We start from the raw sequence: 20,882 nt of genomic DNA, 5'->3' as shown, positions 1-20,882 counted from the left end.
CGTCTAGGGCGCGCAGGTGGGCTGAAGGCCGTTCACCAGCGCGTAGATGGCGTCCTTCTTCTGGTCGGCGTAGTCGATGGCGGTCCAGGTCGACGGTTGCGGCCAGGCATTGGACACCGTCGGATAGCCCCCGTACGCGAAGCCGGATCCGTAGCTGGTGGAAACCACGAAGAGCGCCCCGACGGCGTCTCTCATGTCGTCGGTGGCTCGGTGAAGGTCGACCAGAGCCGGGGCCAGACCCGGGATGATGCCGGGCCCATTGACGTCCTCCATGTAATGGACGCCATGACTGATCATCGCGAGCTTCACGTTGGTGTCGCGCTGCTGCGCAGCCCCACTCGCGTAGGGCGAGCTGATGACGATTCGCACACCGCCGATGCCCGCGTTGATGTCGTCGTCGAGGCTTTCGCGAATCTGGCCGAGCACACCGCAGGGCACGCGCACCGTGTCGGCGGCAGCGGACGACGCGAGGCCGAAAGAGGCGCATGTCAGCACCGCTGCGAGGGCGTAACCGAGACGCGCTGAGTTAGCTACTGTCTGTCGAGTTTGCTTCATCGTCCACCTGCATATCCGGCATCTGTATTGATGCCTGTATATAGGTGGAATTGACGGCTGTGTTACTGCCGACCGAAAATTAGCTGGAAACCCAGTTCCACACCGACATGTCGCCGGGCGGGTAGTTCATGCAGACGTCGGTGGCTTTGGCGACGACGCCCTTGTTGTTGAAGAACAGCTTGGCCCAGTTGCCCCAGCGGGTCGCGACGAACTCGTAGTAGACGTTGGTCGCGGTGTCCTCGGAGTACTGACGGCGACCGGCCTCGTCGAGCGAGAAGAACCAATGAATGCGGTCGAAGGCGAGCTGCTGGACGTCTGCGGGCCGGTTGCTGCGGTCGATCATGTAGCGCTCGAAGTACACCGGGCTGGTGTCGCGCGCGGCGGCCATGTACTGCTCGACATCGCACTGGGTGATGATGATCCGGTGCGGGATCGGAAAGTCGTCGCTGGCGTCGGCGCCCGCGGGGCCGGCCGAGATGAGACCAGCGGCCGCCATCGCACTCAGCGCAATTCCAGCCAGCTTCGCGCGGCTCATCAATCCGGTCATCGTTCTCCTACCCCATAAATCGGTCGGGTGCCGCCGAAGAGGCGCGATCCCTAAACCATTAAGCGGACTAACTATATAGCGGTCCGCATCGCAGTATCCACCCTAGGTCGGCGTGCCACAGCTGTTGTGACGGTTGAGACTTTCGTGGCCGAAAGTGTCAGCCGCCATTGGTGACCGGGTTCGACGACAGCGTGATGAACTGATCGTTGATCCAGACCCCCCAGCGGCCACCCCACATATGAGTCCACACCACCGGACGGCCGTCCCACGCCTCGGCCGGCTTGCGCGGGGCCCAGTCGGGTGCGACCTCGCCGACGTTCTGGTCCGGCGGCGGCGGGTCCGCGCTGGCCGGCGCGACGCCGACCGCAAGTCCGATGGCGACCAGCAGCGCGGTCACAGCGGTTTTGATCAGGGGCATGAGCACGACTCCAACGTTCAGACGTCATCCGGATACTTAGCAAATATAACCAGAAGACGGCACGAGCAATCCGTTACCCCCGGCTGCGGCGCGAATCGAGCCTGCCGGCCGGCCGGCTAGGGCGTGGGCGCAGGTGCCGGTGTGGACGGTGCCGCCGGCCCGGATCCATTGAATTCGTAGCCGGGCGGTGGCGGCCCGCTAATCGAGTAGTAGCCGGGCGGCAGGGCGGGAGTCCCCGCCGGCGGCGGTTTACCCGGGCCGGAGTCGCTTGGGGGCGCCTCCGAACCGGGCGCGGTGTACGACTTGAATCCCGGCGGCAGCGCCGGCGCCGGGCCGGCTCCCGGGGGTGGCGCGACCGAGCCGCTGGCCGCTGCGTCGTCCTGGGGGCCGTAATAGGGGTCGCGGGCCTGATGCCAGAGATCTTTGAGACTGCCCAGGACGCCGCCGCCGTTTTGTGAGCCGTAGGTCGGGTTGGCGATCTCGGGGACTGAGGGCGGCGCACCTGGCGGCGGAGGTGCAGGTGCAGGCGCGGCAGCGGGGTCGACGGGCACCGACACCGGCTGGCCAGGTGCGGCTGCTGCCGGATCTCCTACGACCGGGGTGGGCGTTGGCGTCATCGGATCGGCCGTGGCGGTGGCTGCCCCGGCGAGTGCGGCGCCGACGGCCATGCCGGCGAAGAGGATTGCGCGGACGAATGGCGCGGTGCGGTGCCCGTCAGTCATGAATCCGGCAGTCCTTTCTGTTGCCCCGGGGTAGGGGCATCGTCGCACACATCGACGACTGGTGCGCAAGCGGCAAATGCCGCGTACTTCCGTCCTATCGCCCGCGCGCTGCACGGCGTTTCAGCGCTCCCCCGGTGCCCTGCGAAGGCCGCCGGCACCAGGGGACGCAGCTCAGACCTGGTTGGTTTCATTTAAGCCGGTGGCTGATCCCTTGAGGTGGCGGGTGAAAAAGCCGATCGACGTGATTGCGGCCACTACACCGATGACACCCCACAACACGATCGGGAACACCAGCGCGCCGAAAATGAAGTTGTAGGAGACCGCCAAGTACAGCGACCAGATCACGCGGTAGATGGACCAGAACGCCAACAGGCCGGTGCTGATGCCGATGGCCAGGCTGTACTGGCGATCGACGCGATCGATCTGCTGCGCGATGGGAGTCGGCACGATCTTCATTGGTTCTTCCTCTCGTTTCCCGCCGCCTTGGTGGCGCCGCTGCGGGCAAGTGAAGAACCGGGGATCGGCTACCGATCCCAACTCATTCGGAGAAGTCGGCGGTTAACCATCGATCGGGACGGATGGTGAAAAGCACGGTGTCCTGCCCTTCCATGCTCTGCACGAACTGCCGGCCGGCCTCCGCGCCCAGGTACCGCACCGCGATGGCCTCTCGTACCTCCAGCGGAGTGGGTGTCGTGACGTCGACGACGGTCCCCTCCACCACGACGTACTGGTACGGCGGCTCCTCGTGCTGGACGACCAGAGTCACCACCCCGGCCTGCTCAATCAGCCGCGCCTTTCGCCGCGACGCACCCGTGTTGACCCGGATGTTGCCGCCCGGTGCGTAGTCGTACCAGATCGGGACGCTGGCCGGCGGCCGGCCGTCGGTGGACGCGACGGACAGCACCGCGACGTGCTTGGCGCTCAGGAACTCCTGACGCTCGGATTCGGTCAGTTCTTTGGGCATACAGCGCCAAACCTGTCCCTGCGCAGCACTATTCCTGGCGGCGTCTAGTGCTGCGGCACCCCGGTGTATTCGGGGTTCGGTGGCACCGACAGCGCGATGCCGATCCGGTTGGTGGCGCCAATGAACGCCGCGATCGAAATCGCCTCGAGGATCAGATGATCGTCCAGCCCCAGACGGCGTAGCCCGTCAAAATCGTCATCCCGGATGGACTGCGGGTTGTTGTTCACCGCGACGGCGAGATCGGCCAGCGCCCGCTCGCGATCGGTCAGCTCGTGCACCTGGTGGTGGTCGATTGCCACCCGTTGACCGAAGGACCAGTCACCGGCCACCTTGCCCAGCTTGTTGGCGTGATTGGTGTGGCAGTACGCGCACCGGTTTTCCCCCGAGACGACCGTCGCGATCACTTCCCGCTCGCGCGCTGTCAGGCCGCCGCGTCCGTCTGTGCCCAGCAACGGCAGAAGGTACCCGTTGAGCCGGCCGAGATCGTCCTCGTTGAGTGAAAGCGCGCGGAACCAGTTCGAGGTCAGGCCCTCTTCGCGTTGCTGATGGGTGAAGAAGCCCTTCACCGCGGGGTTGCTCAGCGCGTCGACGTCGGGAACGTCGAGCCGGGAGATACGTGCCTGGGTCGCCGTGTCAGGGGTAGTCGTCATGGATCGACTGTGCCGCCGACGCGCGCGTTGCCCAATCCTTTTGCGAAGGCAGACCCGAACTCTTGCGACATCCCTCGGCCGTTGGCCAGATTGTCGGCGAGGTTCGGTAGGGTCTCGGCGTGACTTCGAGCCCAACCGTGAAATCTGTAAATGCCCGTCTTGCTGAAGAACTCGCTGTTGCCGAGATTCAGGTGGCCGCCGCTGTGCGGCTGCTCGACGAGGGTTCGACGGTTCCGTTCATCGCCCGCTACCGCAAGGAAGTCACCGGTAGCCTCGACGACGGACAACTGCGCGACCTCGAGGAGCGGCTGCGCTACCTGCGGGAGCTCGACGAGCGGCGCGATGCGGTGCTGGCCTCCATCGAGGAGCAGGGCAAGCTGACCGACGAGCTGAGAATCGCACTGATCACGGCCGATACCAAATCCCGGGTCGAGGACATCTACCTCCCGTACAAACCCAAGCGGCGCACCAAAGCTCAGATCGCGCGCGAAGCCGGTCTGGAGCCACTCGCCGATCGATTGCTCGCCGACCCTGCAGCCACCCCTGAAGCCGTGGCTGCCGAGTTCGTCGGCGCCGACGTCGCTGACGCCGCGGCGGCACTCGACGGCGCGCGGCATATCCTCATCGAGCGCGCGGCCGAAGATGCCGAGCTCGTCGGTGCCGTCCGGACCAAGTTCTGGGCCGAGGGCTCGCTGCGGACCACGCCACATTCCGAGGAGGCCGCGAAAACTGCGGCGGCACAGAAGTTCCGCGACTACTTCGAGTTCACCGAGCGGCTGGAGGACATGCCGTCGCACCGGGTGCTGGCGGTGATGCGAGGCGAGAAGGAACAGGCGCTCGCGCTGCGATTCGACGGCGGCACCGACGACGCGTACGAAGTGATGGTCGCCAGCGCGCTGGGCATCGACCTGGCGGCCAAGGCGGCGGCGACGCCGTGGCTGGCCACCACCGTCCGGTTGGCGTGGCGCACCAGGCTGATGATCTCCGGTGCGGTCGACGCGCGGATGCGGCTGCGCCAGCGCGCCGAGGACGACGCGGTCGCAGTGTTCGCCAAGAACCTGAAGGACCTTCTGCTGGCGGCTCCGGCCGGCACTCGCACCACCCTCGGGCTGGATCCAGGCTTCCGCACCGGAGTCAAGGTCGCGGTCGTCGATAGCACCGGCAAGGTGCTCGATACCTGCGCGGTGTACCCGCATCAGCCACAGCGCCAATGGGATTCGGCGAAGGCAACTCTGGCGGCCCTGGTCGCGCGGCACGGCGTCGAGCTGATCGCTATCGGCAACGGCACCGCGTCACGGGAGACCGATGCACTGGCAACCGAATTGATCGCAGACATCCGTGCCGCCGGTGCGGCAGCACCAGTGAAGGCCATGGTCAGCGAAGCTGGGGCGTCGGTTTACTCGGCGTCGGCCTATGCCGCCCGCGAGCTGCCGAGCCTGGACGTGACGGTGCGTGGCGCGGTATCGATCGCGCGGCGTCTGCAGGATCCGCTCGCCGAACTGGTGAAGATCGAGCCGAAGTCGATCGGCGTCGGCCAATATCAGCACGATGTCACCCCTGGCACACTCGCCCGCAGTCTCGATGCGGTGGTGGAGGATGCGGTCAACGCTGTCGGTGTCGACCTCAACACCGCCTCTGTCCCGCTGCTGGCCCGGGTGTCCGGTGTCACTGAATCTTTGGCCGAGGCCATCGTCGCCCACCGGGAGAAGACTGGTCCGTTCCGCAGCCGGAGTGCTCTGTTGGACGTCGCGCGTTTGGGTCCCAAGGCTTTTGAGCAATGCGCGGGATTCCTGCGGATCCGTGGCGGCGACGATGCGCTCGATGCCTCTGGCGTGCACCCGGAGGCCTATCCGGTGGTCCGGCGCATCCTGGACCGTTCGGGGATTGCACTGGCCGAGCTCATCGGTAACGAACGGTCGTTGCGAGCGCTGCGGCCCGCCGACTTCGCCGATGACCGGTTCGGTGTGCCGACGGTGACCGATATCCTCGCTGAGCTGGAGAAGCCCGGACGCGATCCTCGGCCGGCTTTTTCCACGGCGACGTTCGCCGCCGGCGTGGAGAAGGTAACCGACCTCAAGGTCGGCATGGTGCTCGAAGGCGTCGTGACCAATGTCGCGGCCTTCGGCGCATTCGTGGATATCGGTGTGCACCAAGACGGTCTCGTGCACGTATCGGCGATGTCGGACCGCTTCGTCTCCGACCCACACGAGGTGGTTCGCTCGGGCCAGGTGGTGCGGGTCAAGGTCCTCGAGGTCGATGTGGATCGCCAGCGGATCGGGTTGAGTCTGCGGCTGGGTGATGCGCCAAAGAACAACCAGGCCAAGCGAACTGAGCGTAGTGGCGGTGGCGGCATCCCCAGCCGAGGCGAGCGCAGGCAACCCGCCCGCGGAAATGAGAACAACCAGCGCGACGACAAGCGGTCCTCCGGTTCGATGGCCCAGGCTCTACGTGACGCCGGATTCGGCCGGTAGCTTGCGCAGGGGTTGAGTTGTCCGGCCAACTCCTGCAACTCTTTTCGTAGTTGGAAACAGTGCACGAAGCATGCGGGTAAACGGTTCACCGGTATGGCCGATTGCCAGCCTGTTGGCAGCCTATAAGCAATTGAATATCAGATTTGCCCACATTCCTGAGAAGTATCAGGCGCCATTTATCTTGTGCAGCTACACTTTTCAGTACTCGGTGGTGCTTATACCGATACGGTAATGACATTTCATGCGTCTGTGTGATATTTCACGTGACGGCAAATACGGAATTCTTTCGGAGCCTCTGTCGTGTTGCAACCCGCATGACAGATACCGCCTTTTTCAACTCCCGGAACATAATTGGCGTGCCTCAGCGGGGCGCCCCGCGCATCGCCGGTACTGCCGTCGCGTTCACGGAGCATCGCTACGACCAGCGCGAGGTGGCGGAGGCGCTCACCGAATTCGCCGAACCAGGCTTTATGCGCTTCGCCAACACCAGCGGAGTCGAGCACCGCAACCTCGCGCTGCCGTTGGATCGCTACCCGACGATGAGCGGCTTCACCGAAGCCAATGCGGCCTACCTGGAGGTGGCTGTCGAACTCGGAGAGCAGGCGGTGCGCCGGGCCCTGGACGCCGCGCACGTGCGGCCAGGCGAAGTCGATGCCATCGTGACCGTGTCCAGCACCGGGGTGGCCGTGCCTACCATCGACGCCCGGATCGCCTCGAAGATCGGGCTGCGTCCCGACGTCAAACGCATCCCGCTGTTCGGCCTGGGATGTGTGGCCGGCGCCGCCGGCCTGGCGCGGATGCACGACTACCTGCGTGGTTTCCCGGACCACGTGGCCGTGCTGCTCTCGGTCGAACTATGTTCGCTGACACTGCAGCGTGACGACACGTCGATACCCGCGCTGATCGGAGTGTGTCTGTTCGGCGACGGAGCGGCGGCCGTGGTCGGCGCCGGCGCCAACCGGATCCCCGCGGGTCTCCCCGTACCTCGTGGCCCCCGGGTGCTGGCCACGCGCAGCACGTTGTTCCCCGACACCGTCGACGTCATGGGCTGGAACGTCAGCTCGAGCGGCTTCCAGCTGGTGATGTCGCGCGACGTGCCGAAGATGGCCGACGACCATCTGGGCGGCGAGGTCCGCTCATTTCTTGCCGATCACGGGTTGACCACCGCTGACATCGCGACGTGGGTGTGTCATCCCGGCGGACCCAAGGTGCTCGACGCGATCACCAACGCGGTCGGCATACCGTCGGACAGGCTGCGGCACAGCTGGGAGTCGATGCGCGACAACGGAAACATCTCGTCGGTATCAGTCCTCGACGTCCTCAACCGGACCGTCGCCGCGACACCGCCGGAGGGCTCACTGGGACTGATGCTGGCGATGGGGCCGGGCTTCAGCTTCGAACTGTTGCTGCTGGGCTGGTGAATGAGATCCGATGATCTACTACTCGTTCATCGGCCTGATCGGCGCCGAGCGCCTGGTTGAGTTGGTGGTCTCGCGCCGCAACGCGGCATGGTCTTTTGCCCACGGCGGCCGGGAATTCGGCCGCGGGCATTACCCGGTGATGGTCGGGATGCACACGCTGCTGTTGGTGTCCTGCATTGTCGAGGTGGCGTCGATGCATCGGCCCTTCCTACCCTGGCTCGGCTGGCCAATGGTGGCGGTGGTGGTGATCAGCACGGCAGTGCGCTGGTGGTGCGTCTCGGTACTTGGCAAGCACTGGAACCCGCGGCTGATCGTGATCAAGGGCGCTCCCTTGGTTCGCCGGGGCCCGTATCGATGGGTGCACCACCCCAACTACACGGCGGTGGCCGCGGAGGTCGCCGCACTGCCGCTGGTGCACTCTGCCTGGGTGACCGCCATCGTGTTCAGCGTCGCCAACGCCTTGGTACTCACGGTGCGCATCCATGCCGAGAACGTCGCGCTGGGATACACCTGAAGAAATACTGAAAATAGCGGGCGGGTAAGAAGCGGTTGATTGCAAGCGCTTTCGGACATATTCGGTGTTAGGTTGGCACCCGTTGGAGTTGTGCACTGTCGCGACAAAGGGGCCATCAACGACAAAGGGGCCATCAACGACAAAGGGGCCATCAACGACAAAGGGGCCATCCATGAGCACTGCTGCCGAACGCGCCGACCAGCTGGCGTTGGTGGCCCGTCTCAAGTCGGCCTATCCGGAGTTGCCGGACGCGCCCACGCCGGATCTGCTTGACCACGCCAAGTTTGTCGCCTATATGAAGCCTGTACACGACGTCGGGGGCGAGCCCGACGTTCCGATGAAGTACGAGAACAAGGACTACGAGTACTGGGAGCACATGACGTATGTCATGTGCGAGGTCCTCGCATGGCGCGGTATCTGGTTGTCCGAGGAACGGCGCCGAATCGGCAACGTTGACGTCCAGCGCGCCGTCTATCTCGGATTCCCGTACTACGGCCGCTGGCTGCTGTCCGTGGCGCGGGTGCTGATCGAGAAGCATCACATCGGCCTGACCGAACTCACCGAGCGGATGGCGGAAGTCAAAGACCGCTACGCCGGCGGACTGGAGGGCAAGACGCTGGCGGCCAAGCCCAAGTTCGAAGGCGACGGATCGCAGGTCAAGCGCAACAGTCACATCGTGCACGCACAGGGCAAGGGCGATCCGCAGGTCTACGCGGGCAAAGCGGGCGAGGCGAAGTTCAAGGTCGGTGACCCCGTCGTCGTCCGGGAACTTCCGGTGCTGTTCTACACACGTACCCCGGAGTACGTCCGCGGCGCACGGGGTGTCATCGACGCGGTGGCCTACGAAAGCCCGGCCGCCGAGGACGAAACGTGGGACATCCCCGACGCCAAGCCCGAATGGTTCTACGTCGTGAAATTCAGCATGTCTGAGCTGTGGAACGACTTCAACGGGCCGGAGGCCGACAGCCTCCGGACCGAGATTCCCGAGCACTGGCTCCAAGCCGCCAACTGAGCCCAACATCTCACGAACGGAAGAACATGTCTGGACACGACCACGATCACGCGCACGACCACGATCACGACCGGACAGTCAAGCCGATGGTCGACGAGATCACAGACTTCGAAGTGCTCGAGATCGCATTGCGCGAATTGTGCATCGAGAAAGGTATTTTCACCGCCGAGGAACACCGTCTGTTCACCGAGTTCGCTGAGCAGATCGGCCCGACCCCGGCCGCGCGGCTGGTCGCCCGCGCGTGGCTGGACCCGGACTTCAAAGCGCTGGCCCTCGCCGAGCCGATGACGGCCAGCAAGGAGGTGGGCGTCGACTGGCTGGAGCCGACCGGCTTCGGCACGCCCAGCGATTTCACCGCTTTCCAGATCCTCGAGGACACCCCGACCGTGCACAACGTGATCGTGTGCGCGCTGTGTTCGTGCTACCCACGACCGATCCTCGGCAACTCGCCCGAGTGGTATCGAACCCCCAATTACCGTCGCCGCCTGGTCCGTTGGCCCCGCCAGGTGCTGTCGGAGTTCGGCCTCTATCTGGGCGACGACATCGAGGTCCGGGTCCAGGATTCCAACCAGAAACACCGGTTCATGGTCATGCCGATGCGGCCCGCGGGGACCGACGGTTGGACCGAGGACCAGTTGACCGAGATCATCACTCGCGACTGCCTGATCGGGGTGGCGTTGCCGAAGCCGGGCGTGACGACCAATGTCATCACCGACACCCGTCCCGCCTTGCATCCGGCCGGGGAATGAGCTCGAGGTGACTGAACCGACCCCTTTGAAGCAGATCGTCGAACGCAACCAGATCTGGTCAGTGATGGCGGCCAAATACGGTGTTGAGAATCCGGTACCGCCGTGGAAGACAAGCCTGGACGGCCTGTGCGATGCCCTCGATCACGCGGCATGCGATGCCGCCGTTCCGACATTCAAGGAGCGGCGCGACGAGGAAGATGCCCTCTCGGCCACCGTCTACTCTGAGGTCCCCTATCCGGAAAGTCAGCTGGTTTCGCTGGCGCATTCGCTGCTGTCCAGAGGGGTTATCACCGAAGAGGAACTGCAGCAACGACTTTCAGTCGTTCGTGCCAGGCTGGAGGCCTGACTCTCAGCCCGATGTCCCCCAATCGGTGGACCCCCCGATTCATCCCGTAGTCCAGCCGATCGGTGGACGTACGAATCGTTGCCGCGCGTCATAGTTGCGTGGTGAGCCGTCAAGCAAGCGGCGGCTCCCCCACACAAAGGATGGCAATGGTGAACAGCAGCATGGATTTGTCAGAGCGCACGGCAGCGGCATCCAGCGCTGTCGGTATCCGCCCGGCGTACTTCGTCCAGCAGAGCAACGGCAGTTTCCGGCCGACGACCTCTGCCGCGGCCTCCTGGAGCGACGGTGTGCTCAGCGGCCAGGCGATCGCCGGCCTAGCGGCCTCGACGCTGGAGCGCAAGTACGGCGCTGTCGGCTACCTGCCTGCCCGGCTCACCCTGGATCTGCTCAAGCCTGCTCGAGCTGTCCCGACCTATACGCAGACCCGGCTGATTCGGCACGGGCATCGGATGCGCACCGCTGAGTGCGACATCATCCAAGATGACTGGATCGTGGCACGGGCGACGCTGTTGCAGTACCGCGAATCTCACGCACCGGCAGACGAGCACTGGGAGTCGGCGATGAGCGTGCTCGCCCCGGACAGCGCCGGGCAACATCAACTGCACGTCCAGAGCGACGGAACCGGCTGGACCCCAATGGGTATGCGCCACCAGGACACTGGACGTAAGCGCGCCTACTACGGCGGTCTGGATGCGGTGGCCGGCCTGGCGGCAACGCCATTCGTCCGCGCAGCGGTCGTGGCCGAGGCAGCTGCCAACCTGGTGACCGACTTGGGCGCCAGCGGAATCGGCTACATCAACGGCGATCTCACGGTGGCGTTGTCGCGGCTGCCTCGCGGGGTGTTCATCGGTGTTCAGGCGGACACCAACTTCTCCGAAAACGGGGTGTCAGTCGGTAGCGCGACCCTGTTCGACGACAGCGGCGCGTTCGGCCGCAGCATGGTCACCGCGATGGCCAATCCCGCAACCCGTATGAATATCGGCGGGTGATCGGCGCTGGGCGCTCATTAGAGTGCAGCAATGAGCCTCGTCACCTATCAGCTGGATGATCACGTTGCCACCATCACCCTCAACCGGCCCGAGGCGCGTAATGCGATCAACGGTCAACTACGGCAGGAGATCAACGCCGCGTGGGACCGATTCCGTGACCAGCAAGAGGCTTGGGTTGGGGTCCTGACCGCCAACGGTGACGTGTTCTGTGCCGGTGGCGACCTCAAGGACGGCGAAGGGTCGGTCGGCACCTTCGGCGGGACCTTTTGGGAGAAACCCACCATCAACAGTTTCGAATCGGGCATGGAGTTGTTCAAGCCCACAATCGCCGCCGTGCACGGACCCTGTGTCGGCTACGGGCTGACCGGAGTCTTGTTCTGCGACTTCGTAATCGCCTCAACCGCAGCCACTTTCAGCTACCCCGAGGTGTCGCTCGGTGTGCCGACCATCGTCGGTGCAATCCGATTGCCACATCGTGTCGGTTGGGCTAACGCAATGGAGCTGCTGCTGACCGGCAAGCCGATCAGCGCGGAGCGCGCCAAAGAAATCGGATTGGTGTGGAAGCTGGTCGAACCCGAGGACCTCCAGTCCGAAGCACAGGCGTGGGCACAGACCCTCGCCGAGGCCGCGCCGTTGGCGCAGCGGGCCACCAAAGAGGTGGCCTGGCGCACGGCTGACATGGGCTGGATCGAGTCTGTGCGCTTCGGTGAAGTGATGCGCAAGGTGGCCGGTGCCACCGAGGATGTCGGCGAAGGCCTGCAAGCGTGGCGAGAGAAGCGCAGGCCGCAGTGGAGGGGCCGCTGAGGCCCTACTGCGGAGCCTCTGGCGCCGGTGCATGCAGCCAGCGCTGGTAGAACCCGGCGAACGTGCCGTCATGAAGTGCGCCCGTCAGCCACGACTCGCTTTGCGCGGCGATCGGGCTCCCTTTGGGCAGCAGGTAGATCTTGACCTCCGAGGTGAACGGTTGCTCGGGGTGCAGCGCCACCAGCCCGGGGTGCAGCGACGACTGGTAGATGGCTTCCACGGCGTCGGTGATCATGACGTCGGCGTTGCCTGACGCGAGTTGGTCGAAGATGGTCGTGTTGTCCCGCCAGATCGCGAGCTGAGCGTCGGGGAGGTTCTTGCGGGCGAATTGTTCGTTGGTGCCGCCGCTGTTTTCGATCACCCGCACGCCGGGCTGGTCGATCTGGTCGAGTGAGGACAGTCGGTCGGCATTGCCGGCGGCGACCAACGGCACCTTTCCGCTGGACAGGTACGGACCGGTGACGTCGGCGACGCGGCGTCGCTCCGGCGTGTCGGTGATGCCGCCCATCGCGATATCGCACTTGCCGGGTGAGGTCAGGTCCGCCATCAGGGTCGGCCACGTGGTGGCGACGAAAACCGGCGCGCGCCCGAGGTGGGCGGCCAGGTCGGTGGCCATGTCGATGTCGACGCCGGTGTACTCCCCGGTCTCGGGCTCACGGTAGGTCAGGGGTGGGTAATCGCCGGTGGTGCAGACCTTCAGTGCCGCCGTACCGCCGCCGGCAACGGCGTTCGGCGCCACGGCGCCGGACAGTGCGACGGCAGCGACCAGACTCAGTGCGCCAAAGCTCAACGGCCGCATGTAGTTAGTACACCCGATGTGGCCGCGATCCATCACGGCAGTTTATGGTGAGGGCGATTTCGACCACTACAACCGCGGGGAGAGCATGCCGAGCTGGATCGCCGAGCTGGTCCAACTCGACCGCAGCGGGCAGACCTTTCACACCTCGGCGACGTCCGGAGTGGGTCCCCGGTTGTTCGGTGGGTTGATCGCCGCCCAGGCGTTGGCCGCGGCGGCGGCCACCGTCGATGCCGCGCGAATCCCGCAGTCGCTGCACGCTTATTTCATCAAGGGCGGGCAGATCGGCGTCGACATCGAATTCAGCGTCGAGATCACCCGCGACGGACGTTCGTTCAATACCCGCCGCGTCACCGCGGTGCAGGACGGGGCGGCGATCTTCGAGATGATGGCGTCGTTCCATCAACCGGAGATCACCACGGATTGGCAACGCCCTGAGCCCCTCGCGGTGGAATTGTCCGACGCGACAATCGTCACAATGCTTCCGGTGAAGTGGGCCGATCACTTCGAGGTCCGGGTTGCTCCCGGGCAACATGGTCACGACGACTGGCCGGTTCAACCGTTCTGGTTCCGGACCCGCGAACCTGTCGAAGACGACCCGGTGCTGCGGGCCTGCGCGTTGACATTCATCTCTGACCTGGGCCTGGTGTCCTCGGCCCGACCGCCGGGAGGGGGCCGCCCCGGCCCCGGCGGCGCGGCCAGCCTCGACCACGCCCTGTGGCTACACCGCCCCACCGACCCGCACCTCTGGCACCTCTACGACGCCATCGCAGTAAGTCACAGCGACGCGCGCGGCTTGGCGCGGGGGTCGATTCACCGAGGTGACGGTACCCTGGTCGCCAGTGTCGCCCAGGAATCACTTTGGCGAACCTGAGCGCCCACTTTTGCGTTCCTAGTACATAGGAACTCGACGGTGGCGACCGGGTTGGGACAACCGCACGGCCGGCTGGGAACAAAGGTGTTTAGCCGAGTCCGACAATGGGAACAAACCCGCATTCGACCGCGTTGACGCGACGTCGGGTGCGGAACGAACGAAAGGCACGGACCATGACGGTTGACTACGACGCTCCCCGCCGTACCCAAGCCGAGCCTGAGGAAGAGTCCCTGGAGGATTTGGCGGGCCGGCGCAAGGACACGGCCACGGCCGTGATCGATGTGGACGAGGCTGAAGCCGCTGACTCCTTCGAACTTCCCGGCGCGGATCTGTCCGATGAGGAACTGACTGTCCGGGTAATCCCCAAGCAGGCTGACGAGTTCACCTGCACCAGCTGCTTTCTGGTGCACCACCGCAGCCGGTTGGCTGACGCCGCGAGCATGACCTGCTCCGACTGCGCCTAACTTCTCCCCTGTTCCGGCCACAATGGTCGGATGGCGAGTCTAGGAAGCCGACTGGTCCCGGTGATCCTGCGCGCCACCGGCCGGGGAAGGCCACTCTCTGATCCAGCTGCTGCCCGTCAGCGCATCGCCGAACGGGCGTTGCGGCCCCGCCTTTTTGGGCCGCCCCGTCGGCTTCGTGACGACGTCGATGTGACGGTGGTCCACGACAGCTGGCCGGTCTACACGGTGTCCCCCGCGGGTCACCGCGCCCGTCATCGGGCCGTTTATGTGCACGGTGGCGGTTGGGTCAACGAGATCGAGCCCGCACACTGGCGCTTCGTCGCGGGGCTGGTCGCCGAGACGCAGACCTCGGTGCGGGTTCCGATCTACCCCTTGGTGCCGTGGGGCACGGCCGCCGACGTCGTTCCGAGAGTCGCGGATCTGATCACCGCTGACATCGCCGAGGCTGGAGCAGGCAACACCTTCGTACTCGGTGATTCAGCTGGCGCTCAGATCGCCTTGTCGTCGCTGATCTGCTTGCGCGACAACAGCTCTGAGCAACCTCGCCGGGCGTTTCTCATCGCGCCCGTGCTGGACGCCACCATGACCAACCCCGCGATCGCCGCGGTGGAGCCCACGGATCCGTGGTTGTCCCCCGCCGGTGTGCATGTCTACGCGCAGCATTGGCGCGGACAACTGGAACTGGACGACCCGATGGTCAGCCCGCTGGCCGCGACGCTGGAAGGGCTGACGGCGCTGACGATCTTCAGCGGTACGCGCGACATTCTCAACCCCGACGCCCGTCTGCTGGCCGGTAAGGCCGGGGCCGCCGGCGTCGATGTCGACTACGTGCAGGGCGAGGGCATGGTGCACGTCTATCCGCTGCTGCCCATCCCGGAGGGGCGTGCCGCTCGCCGACTCATCGCCGACACGATCAACGGCACACCCCAGGGGCTGGCTTAGGCGATGACGCGGACCAGGTAGGGCGCCATGTCCTTGGCACGTACCGCGGACACTGCGACAACCGTGTCGGTGACCTCGAGCATCTGGTTGTTGCCGAGGAACATCGCGACGCTCTGGGTGCCGTCAGGTCCGTAGAAGATCAGGTCACCCGGCAGGGCTTGGTCGGGCGTGACGCGCTGGCCCACCTTGTACATGTCGCCCGAGGAGCGTGGCAGCTTGGCGCCGACGCCGGCGAAGATGTATTGGATGAGGCCCGACGAGTCGAATCCGACCACGGCGGCGCTTGGCCCCTTGCCCAGAGTGGGTCCATTGATGTCGCCGCCGGCCCAGGCGTAGGGCACGCCTCGTTGGGCGAGTCCGCGCTGGATCACCAGCTGGACGTACTGATCGCGGCTCACCGGTCCGGCCGGTGCGGCTGTTGCCGCAGGGGCCAGCAGGCCGGGCAGACCCAGCAGCATGACCAAGCCGAGCGCGAGTGCGTATAGGCGCTTTCTCATCATCGTTTCCACCTCTCCTTACACCTCTGAGCAAAACCCCATTCTGTTAACAGAGGTCACTTCTGTAACTTCTACAGCAAATGGCTGACAAGCGTTGACCAGGCTTCAAGCGCGAGCAGGGCATTTAGTCAAACCGTGATGTAACAGTGTCCGAAGTGGTGTGCATCCTTGCCCGATTGGTTGTGATCGGGCGAGTGCGCCAGCAACCCATGACGGCGTTAGCGCCGTCGGTCGCGTACCCGGTAGGTGGACGGCCACGACTTGCGGGATTCGTCACCGGTGAGGGCTATGCCCATTCCCCCGACCTTTACGTCGTAGGCCTCCTTGCCCGCGCCCACCTCGCGGTTGGCGTGCTCCTGCGCCAAGTAGTACAGCTCGTCGATCGCGGCCTCGGTATAGGCGACGAACGACGTCTCGCGCACTACGTCGTCACTGATGGTCATTTTGTCGGGCACGATGCGTGAGGCAAGGGCGGCCAGGCCCATCAAGGTGAACGGGATGACCCAGTAGCAGAGGAACGACAGCGGGGTCTTCGTGTCAAGAATCGTCGAATCGCCCTGCACGGTCGGCGGGATCGCCGAGGACACCGTCATCCCTGCGAACGCCGCGACCCAGATCCAGGTCAGCAGCGAGGTGATCCGTTTGAACAGATCACTCTTGATCACCTCGTCGGAACGGCCAGCCGCGGCGAACTCCCGCACGAACGGCTTTCCGGTCAATGCACCCGCCAGTGCCACCAGGAAGATCCCGGCATTGCTCAGCGGCTGCATCCATTGCTCCATGAACGCCTGGTCGAGGACGAACGTCAGGACAGCCAGCACCGAGAACGTTGCAACAGCGCCGATCTCGAAGGTCAACCCGGGTGCCTTCTTGATGCGGCCGATGACCAGTCCGATGATGGCGATGCCGAGCGCGACCAGCACGGCCGCCTTGAAGGGCGCGTTGCCGACGAGTACCCAATAGACGATCCACGGCGCAAAGCCAACGAGAATGCCCACGGTGGGCCAGTCTATGGCGGCGCGTTGAGCAACTGCTCAGCGGCTTGGCGCTTCGGCCATGGCGGCGATGGGTACCCCCAATCGTGAGTTCGACAAGCCAGCGCCAACTCGGCGAATCCGATAGTCCTATCGAGGACGAGCTCGAATCGGCCTTCAATCGGATGGTCGACGAGGGTACCCAGCGACTGCATCGCACCTGGCGCGAAGTCCTGGTCACCGGCTTCTTTGGCGGTACCGAGGTGGCAATGGGAGTCCTCGCGTATCTGTCCGTACTAAACGAAACCCACAATCAGCTGCTGGCCGGCGTAGCGTTCGCGATCGGATTTCTGGCGCTCCTGCTGGGCCGCAGTGAGTTGTTCACCGAGGGCTTTCTGGTGCCGGTCACGACGGTCGTCGCCAAACGCGCCAGTGTCGGTCAGCTGGCCAAACTGTGGAGCGGCACGCTGGTCGCCAACCTCATCGGTGGCTGGTTGATCATGGCACTGATAGTGGTCGCGTTCCCGAAGCTGAGGGCGCAAACGATCGAGTCCGCAGCGCATTACGTCACCGCACCACTGTCGTTGCAGAGCCTGGCGTTGGCGGTGCTGGGCGGGATGGCGATCACGTTGATGACGCGCATGCAGCACGGTACCGACTCGGTCCCCGGCAAGATCGCCGCTGCGGTGGCAGGGGCTTTTCTGCTCGCCGGGCTTCAGTTGTTCCACTCGATCCTGGATTCGCTGCTGATCTTTGGGGCGCTGGCTACGGGCCAGGCGCCGTTCGGTTATCTCGACTGGCTGGGCTGGTTCTGGTACACGCTGGTCGGCAATATGGCCGGCGGATTGGTTTTGGTGACGCTGCTGCGGCTGCTGCGCAGTAAGGAGCGTCTGAAAGACGAGCGGGAAAGCGCGGAAGCTGAAGCCTGACAAGGATTGTCGCTCGAAGGCGGGCAACAGATGTGAGTACTAGTCCCCCGCCGGGTTGAGGATCAGCATCGCCACGTGCAGCGACGTCCTGGACTCCGCGTCGTCGAGGTCAAGGCCGACGATGCGTTCGAGCGCGTCCAGGCGCGAATACAACGTCGGCCGCGACATATGTAGCGTTCTGGCCAACTCCGCTTTATTGCCGCCGGCCTGCAGGAAGTGCCGCAGCAATTCGAACATCTCGTCTCCATGTTTGGCGCGGTGCGCCAGCAGTCCGGCCAATTCCGTCTCGGCGAAGGCCTGGACACGCGGTTCAGTCCGGATCAACGAGAGCAACCCGCGCAACCGAACGTCCGGGGCTCGATGAAAGGGCAAGGCGCGCAACGGCATCGACATAGCCACCTCGGCGACATGTCCGGCCTCGCGCAGGCCGCCCACCGCGTCGACCAGACGGCTCGACTCCGGCCCCACCCCGATGGTGCAATCGCTCACCCCGTCCAGGCGGCTCACCGCCCTGCGGATCGCCGAACATACGTCAACGAGCATGGCATCAAGCGAGTATGCGCCGCTGCTGATCCGCTGCGGAGCAAGCACCAGGTCGATCTGGCCGTCGTCGCGCGTGGCGGCCAGGCCCGTATGAGCGGTAGCGCGCACCGTATGCATGATCGCGTCGAGCGTGCGGACCCGTCGCTGCGCGACCGCGACCTGATCGGCTCCGGCGCTCTCGCGCAGCCGGATCGCCATGGGCACATAGGTCAGGGCCGGCCGCAGGCCCAGTGCGTGTGCGCGGGCGGTTGCCTCGGCCTCATCGGTGACGCGGCCGCGCCGCAGATCGTCGACCAGACCGCTTTGGGCGCGAAGCTCCAGCGAGCTGCGGTTCTGCTCGACCATCCGGTGCAGGGCCAGCGCCTGGGCTGCGCGTTCCAATGTCATCAACGCGCGCCCGTCCGCCGCGGCGATCCGAGGCGCTATCAACCGGCCCCACTCTTCCCGGTACGGGCCGACCGGGCACGCCGTCCACGCGTCCGCGGCGGTCAGCCTTGAGCGCCGTTCCCAGTCCGCCAGCAGCACTGCCGCGGCGATACCCCATCCGTCGAACGCGAGTACCTGGCGGTTGAGGTCTTCCAATACCACTGGTGTATCGAGCATTTCGGCCGTGGCACTGACGATCTGATCGACCGAGGCCCGGCGCATGCTCAGCGCGGTGAACTCTTCGTGCACCCGCTGCCCGTAGGCCACCTCGGCATACTGGTCAGCGACGATCCTGCGGTGCACCTCCTCGGTGACGTCGATGAAGCGCACCGGCCGGTGCAGGACGATTACCGGTAGCGACAGCGCGGCGCCGATCTTGCGAACCGATTCCGGAAGCGCGTCGATGTGCAGCCCGAGTTCGATCACCACACCGGTGGCGCCGGCGTCGGCCAAACCCGGCAGATAGGCGTCGCGGCGAGCCGGATCGGCCAGCGCCTGGCCCGTTGTCAGGACCAGTTCCCCGCCGGTCAGCAGGCCCGACAGGTCGGCCAGGTCGCTGACGTGAACCCAGCGCACGGGTTGATCCATCGGCCCGGGACACACCACCTCGGGCTCCCCGCGGCTCATGGACGGCAGCTCGAGGATGTCGGAGAGCGTCAGCTGCATTGACACAGTGTAAAGGCAAAGCGATTAATTGTTACGACTCGTCGGACAGATCAGGTGCCTGCGGCGGGCAAGATCGCGGGTATGACTCTCACCGCTCCGAATACCCGCGTCCGCTCCATCGCCCACTGGGCCGGCGGCAAGAGCTTCGCCGGTGACAGTGACCGCACCGCCCCCGTGACCAACCCGGCCACCGGACAGATCACCGGTCAGGTCGCACTGGCCGACGTCACCGACGCGCGCACGGTCATCGATGCCGCGGTCGCGGCGTTCCCGGCCTGGCGTGACACCTCCCTGGCCAAGCGGACCACGGTGCTGTTCCAGTTCAGGGAGCTGCTCAACGCACGCAAGGAAGAGCTAGCGGCGATCATCACCGCCGAGCATGGCAAGGTGCTCTCCGATGCCCTCGGCGAGGTCAGCCGCGGTCAGGAGGTCGTCGAATTCGCCTGCGGGATAGCGCATCTACTCAAAGGTGGCATGACCGAGAACGCCTCGACCAACGTCGACGTCGCCTCGATCCGCCAGCCACTGGGCCCGGTAGCCGTCATCAGCCCGTTCAACTTCCCCGCGATGGTGCCGATGTGGTTCTTCCCCATCGCCATCGCCGCTGGAAACACCGTGGTGCTCAAGCCTTCTGAGAAGGACCCGTCGGCGGCTTTGTGGATCGCCAACCTATGGGCGGAGGCCGGCCTGCCGGCCGGCGTCTTCAACGTATTGCAGGGTGACAAGGTCGCTGTCGACGAGCTGCTGACCAACAAGGCCATCAAGGCTGTCTCGTTCGTCGGCTCCACACCGATCGCCCAGTACGTCTACTCCACCGGCACGCTGCACGGCAAGCGGGTGCAGGCCCTCGGCGGCGCCAAGAACCACGCAGTGATCCTGCCCGACGCCGACCTCGACCTGGCTGCTGATGCGATGGTGAACGCGGGCTTCGGGTCGGCCGGTGAGCGCTGCATGGCCATCAGTGCGGCGGTGGCCGTCGGTCCGATCGCCGACGAACTGGTCGCCAAGATCGCCGAGCGCACAACCTCTTTGAAGGTCGGAGACGGCACCCGCAACACCGATATGGGTCCGCTGGTCACCAAGGCCCATCGCGACAAGGTGGCCTCCTACATCGACGCCGGCGAAGCCGCGGGCGCCACCATCGTCGTCGACGGCCGCAAGACCGAAGTTGACGGCGAAGGCCTCAATTCCCGGGGTTTCTGGCTGGGCCCCACGCTCATCGACAACGTCACCCCCGAAATGAGCGTCTACACCGACGAGATCTTCGGCCCGGTGCTCTCGGTGGTGCGAGTCGATTCCTATGACGAGGCGTTGGAACTGATCAACTCCAACCCGTACGGCAACGGCACCGCGATCTTCACCAACGACGGGGGCGCCGCCCGGCGTTTCCAGAATGAAGTCGAGGTCGGCATGGTCGGCATCAACGTGCCGATTCCGGTTCCGACCGCCTACTACAGCTTCGGCGGCTGGAAGAGCTCGCTGTTCGGCGACACCCACGCGCACGGAACCGAGGGCGTGCACTTCTTCACCCGTGGCAAAGTGGTCACCACGCGGTGGCTCGACCCCTCCCACGGCGGCATCAACCTCGGCTTCCCGCAGAACGACTGAG

23 protein-coding genes and 1 pseudogene are annotated in these 20,882 nt (G+C 65.2%); 13 read left to right on the top strand and 11 right to left on the bottom strand.

Annotated elements, in window-relative coordinates; genetic code table 11:
* Window positions 1-3 precede the first annotated feature (3 nt).
* The 7 genes from CG716_RS21765 to CG716_RS21735 all read right to left on the bottom strand — a co-directional run bounded on the left by CG716_RS21765 (window position 4) and on the right by CG716_RS21735 (window position 3,856).
* A complete protein-coding gene (locus CG716_RS21765) occupies window positions 4-495 on the bottom strand; it encodes a hypothetical protein (RefSeq protein WP_094483187.1) in 492 nt (163 codons plus the stop codon).
* A gap of 139 nt (window positions 496-634) precedes the next feature.
* Window positions 635-1,102: a DUF5078 domain-containing protein gene (locus CG716_RS21760; RefSeq protein WP_094483186.1), complete on the bottom strand. Its 468-nt coding sequence runs from the start codon at window positions 1,100-1,102 to the stop codon at window positions 635-637.
* A 157-nt stretch (window positions 1,103-1,259) separates the two neighbouring features.
* Complete coding sequence (locus CG716_RS21755) at window positions 1,260-1,520, bottom strand: hypothetical protein (protein ID WP_094483256.1); 261 nt, start codon at window positions 1,518-1,520, stop codon at window positions 1,260-1,262.
* A 116-nt stretch (window positions 1,521-1,636) separates the two neighbouring features.
* Window positions 1,637-2,242: a hypothetical protein gene (locus CG716_RS21750; RefSeq protein WP_094483185.1), complete on the bottom strand. Its 606-nt coding sequence runs from the start codon at window positions 2,240-2,242 to the stop codon at window positions 1,637-1,639.
* A 171-nt stretch (window positions 2,243-2,413) separates the two neighbouring features.
* Window positions 2,414-2,698, bottom strand: coding sequence for a hypothetical protein (locus tag CG716_RS21745; protein WP_094483184.1), 285 nt, complete (start codon window positions 2,696-2,698; stop codon window positions 2,414-2,416).
* Between the two features lie 82 nt (window positions 2,699-2,780).
* Window positions 2,781-3,206 (bottom strand): pyridoxamine 5'-phosphate oxidase family protein, encoded by a 426-nt coding sequence (locus tag CG716_RS21740; protein WP_094483183.1) that lies wholly within the window; start codon window positions 3,204-3,206, stop codon window positions 2,781-2,783.
* Between the two features lie 44 nt (window positions 3,207-3,250).
* On the bottom strand, window positions 3,251-3,856 hold the full coding sequence (locus tag CG716_RS21735; RefSeq protein ID WP_094483182.1) for a peroxidase-related enzyme: 606 nt from the start codon (window positions 3,854-3,856) through the stop codon (window positions 3,251-3,253).
* A 119-nt stretch (window positions 3,857-3,975) separates the two neighbouring features.
* Between CG716_RS21735 and CG716_RS21730 the strand changes: the two genes are divergently transcribed.
* The 8 genes from CG716_RS21730 to CG716_RS21695 all read left to right on the top strand — a co-directional run bounded on the left by CG716_RS21730 (window position 3,976) and on the right by CG716_RS21695 (window position 12,162).
* Window positions 3,976-6,327: a Tex family protein gene (locus CG716_RS21730; protein ID WP_094483181.1), complete on the top strand. Its 2,352-nt coding sequence runs from the start codon at window positions 3,976-3,978 to the stop codon at window positions 6,325-6,327.
* Between the two features lie 314 nt (window positions 6,328-6,641).
* Entirely contained in the window at window positions 6,642-7,748 is a 1,107-nt protein-coding gene (locus tag CG716_RS21725; RefSeq protein ID WP_094483180.1) for a type III polyketide synthase, read from the top strand.
* 10 nt (window positions 7,749-7,758) lie between these two features.
* The gene (locus tag CG716_RS21720; RefSeq protein ID WP_207760736.1) at window positions 7,759-8,262 is read left to right on the top strand and encodes an isoprenylcysteine carboxyl methyltransferase family protein; all 504 of its coding nucleotides are present in this window, start codon (window positions 7,759-7,761) and stop codon (window positions 8,260-8,262) included.
* Window positions 8,263-8,434: 172 nt separating this feature from the next.
* Window positions 8,435-9,274, top strand: a complete 840-nt coding sequence (locus tag CG716_RS21715) for an SH3-like domain-containing protein (RefSeq protein ID WP_094483179.1) — start codon at window positions 8,435-8,437, stop codon at window positions 9,272-9,274.
* Window positions 9,275-9,300: 26 nt separating this feature from the next.
* The gene (gene scnC / locus CG716_RS21710) at window positions 9,301-10,023 is read left to right on the top strand and encodes a thiocyanate hydrolase subunit gamma (RefSeq protein ID WP_094483178.1); all 723 of its coding nucleotides are present in this window, start codon (window positions 9,301-9,303) and stop codon (window positions 10,021-10,023) included.
* Window positions 10,024-10,087: 64 nt separating this feature from the next.
* On the top strand, window positions 10,088-10,369 hold the full coding sequence (locus CG716_RS21705) for a thiocyanate hydrolase (RefSeq protein WP_234817953.1): 282 nt from the start codon (window positions 10,088-10,090) through the stop codon (window positions 10,367-10,369).
* Window positions 10,370-10,530: 161 nt separating this feature from the next.
* On the top strand, window positions 10,531-11,358 hold the full coding sequence (locus CG716_RS21700) for an acyl-CoA thioesterase domain-containing protein (RefSeq protein WP_094483254.1): 828 nt from the start codon (window positions 10,531-10,533) through the stop codon (window positions 11,356-11,358).
* A 30-nt stretch (window positions 11,359-11,388) separates the two neighbouring features.
* Window positions 11,389-12,162, top strand: a complete 774-nt coding sequence (locus CG716_RS21695; RefSeq protein WP_094483176.1) for an enoyl-CoA hydratase/isomerase family protein — start codon at window positions 11,389-11,391, stop codon at window positions 12,160-12,162.
* 4 nt (window positions 12,163-12,166) lie between these two features.
* On the opposite strand, the gene CG716_RS21690 is transcribed toward CG716_RS21695, so the two are convergent.
* Window positions 12,167-12,994 (bottom strand): transporter substrate-binding domain-containing protein, encoded by an 828-nt coding sequence (locus tag CG716_RS21690; RefSeq protein ID WP_207760735.1) that lies wholly within the window; start codon window positions 12,992-12,994, stop codon window positions 12,167-12,169.
* Between the two features lie 52 nt (window positions 12,995-13,046).
* Between CG716_RS21690 and CG716_RS21685 the strand changes: the two genes are divergently transcribed.
* The 3 genes from CG716_RS21685 (at window position 13,047) to CG716_RS21675 (ending at window position 15,238) form a co-directional block, all read left to right on the top strand.
* Window positions 13,047-13,832 (top strand): acyl-CoA thioesterase, encoded by a 786-nt coding sequence (locus CG716_RS21685; protein ID WP_094483175.1) that lies wholly within the window; start codon window positions 13,047-13,049, stop codon window positions 13,830-13,832.
* A 173-nt stretch (window positions 13,833-14,005) separates the two neighbouring features.
* On the top strand, window positions 14,006-14,296 hold the full coding sequence (locus tag CG716_RS21680; RefSeq protein ID WP_094483252.1) for a DUF4193 domain-containing protein: 291 nt from the start codon (window positions 14,006-14,008) through the stop codon (window positions 14,294-14,296).
* Between the two features lie 30 nt (window positions 14,297-14,326).
* Entirely contained in the window at window positions 14,327-15,238 is a 912-nt protein-coding gene (locus tag CG716_RS21675; RefSeq protein WP_094483174.1) for an alpha/beta hydrolase fold domain-containing protein, read from the top strand.
* Between the two features lie 2 nt (window positions 15,239-15,240).
* Here the strand turns inward: CG716_RS21675 and CG716_RS21670 are convergent.
* Window positions 15,241-15,735: pseudogene (locus CG716_RS21670) on the bottom strand (NlpC/P60 family protein); the annotation flags it as partial.
* A 218-nt stretch (window positions 15,736-15,953) separates the two neighbouring features.
* Window positions 15,954-16,733: a hypothetical protein gene (locus CG716_RS21665; RefSeq protein ID WP_094483173.1), complete on the bottom strand. Its 780-nt coding sequence runs from the start codon at window positions 16,731-16,733 to the stop codon at window positions 15,954-15,956.
* 83 nt (window positions 16,734-16,816) lie between these two features.
* On the opposite strand from CG716_RS21665, the gene CG716_RS21660 reads away from it, so the two are divergent.
* Window positions 16,817-17,638 (top strand): formate/nitrite transporter family protein, encoded by an 822-nt coding sequence (locus tag CG716_RS21660; protein WP_094483172.1) that lies wholly within the window; start codon window positions 16,817-16,819, stop codon window positions 17,636-17,638.
* A 39-nt stretch (window positions 17,639-17,677) separates the two neighbouring features.
* Here the strand turns inward: CG716_RS21660 and CG716_RS21655 are convergent, their stop codons facing one another.
* A complete protein-coding gene (locus tag CG716_RS21655; RefSeq protein ID WP_094483171.1) occupies window positions 17,678-19,273 on the bottom strand; it encodes a PucR family transcriptional regulator in 1,596 nt (531 codons plus the stop codon).
* An 81-nt stretch (window positions 19,274-19,354) separates the two neighbouring features.
* Here CG716_RS21655 and CG716_RS21650 point away from each other — a divergent pair, with 81 nt between their 5' ends.
* The gene (locus CG716_RS21650; RefSeq protein WP_094483250.1) at window positions 19,355-20,881 is read left to right on the top strand and encodes a CoA-acylating methylmalonate-semialdehyde dehydrogenase; all 1,527 of its coding nucleotides are present in this window, start codon (window positions 19,355-19,357) and stop codon (window positions 20,879-20,881) included.
* Window position 20,882: the final 1 nt, after the last annotated feature.

The organism is Mycolicibacterium sphagni (genome assembly GCF_002250655.1).
In the GTDB taxonomy this organism is placed as follows: domain Bacteria; phylum Actinomycetota; class Actinomycetes; order Mycobacteriales; family Mycobacteriaceae; genus Mycobacterium; species Mycobacterium sphagni.
Note: the sequence above shows the minus strand (reverse complement) of the source record. Positions and strands in the feature narration are given on the sequence as shown.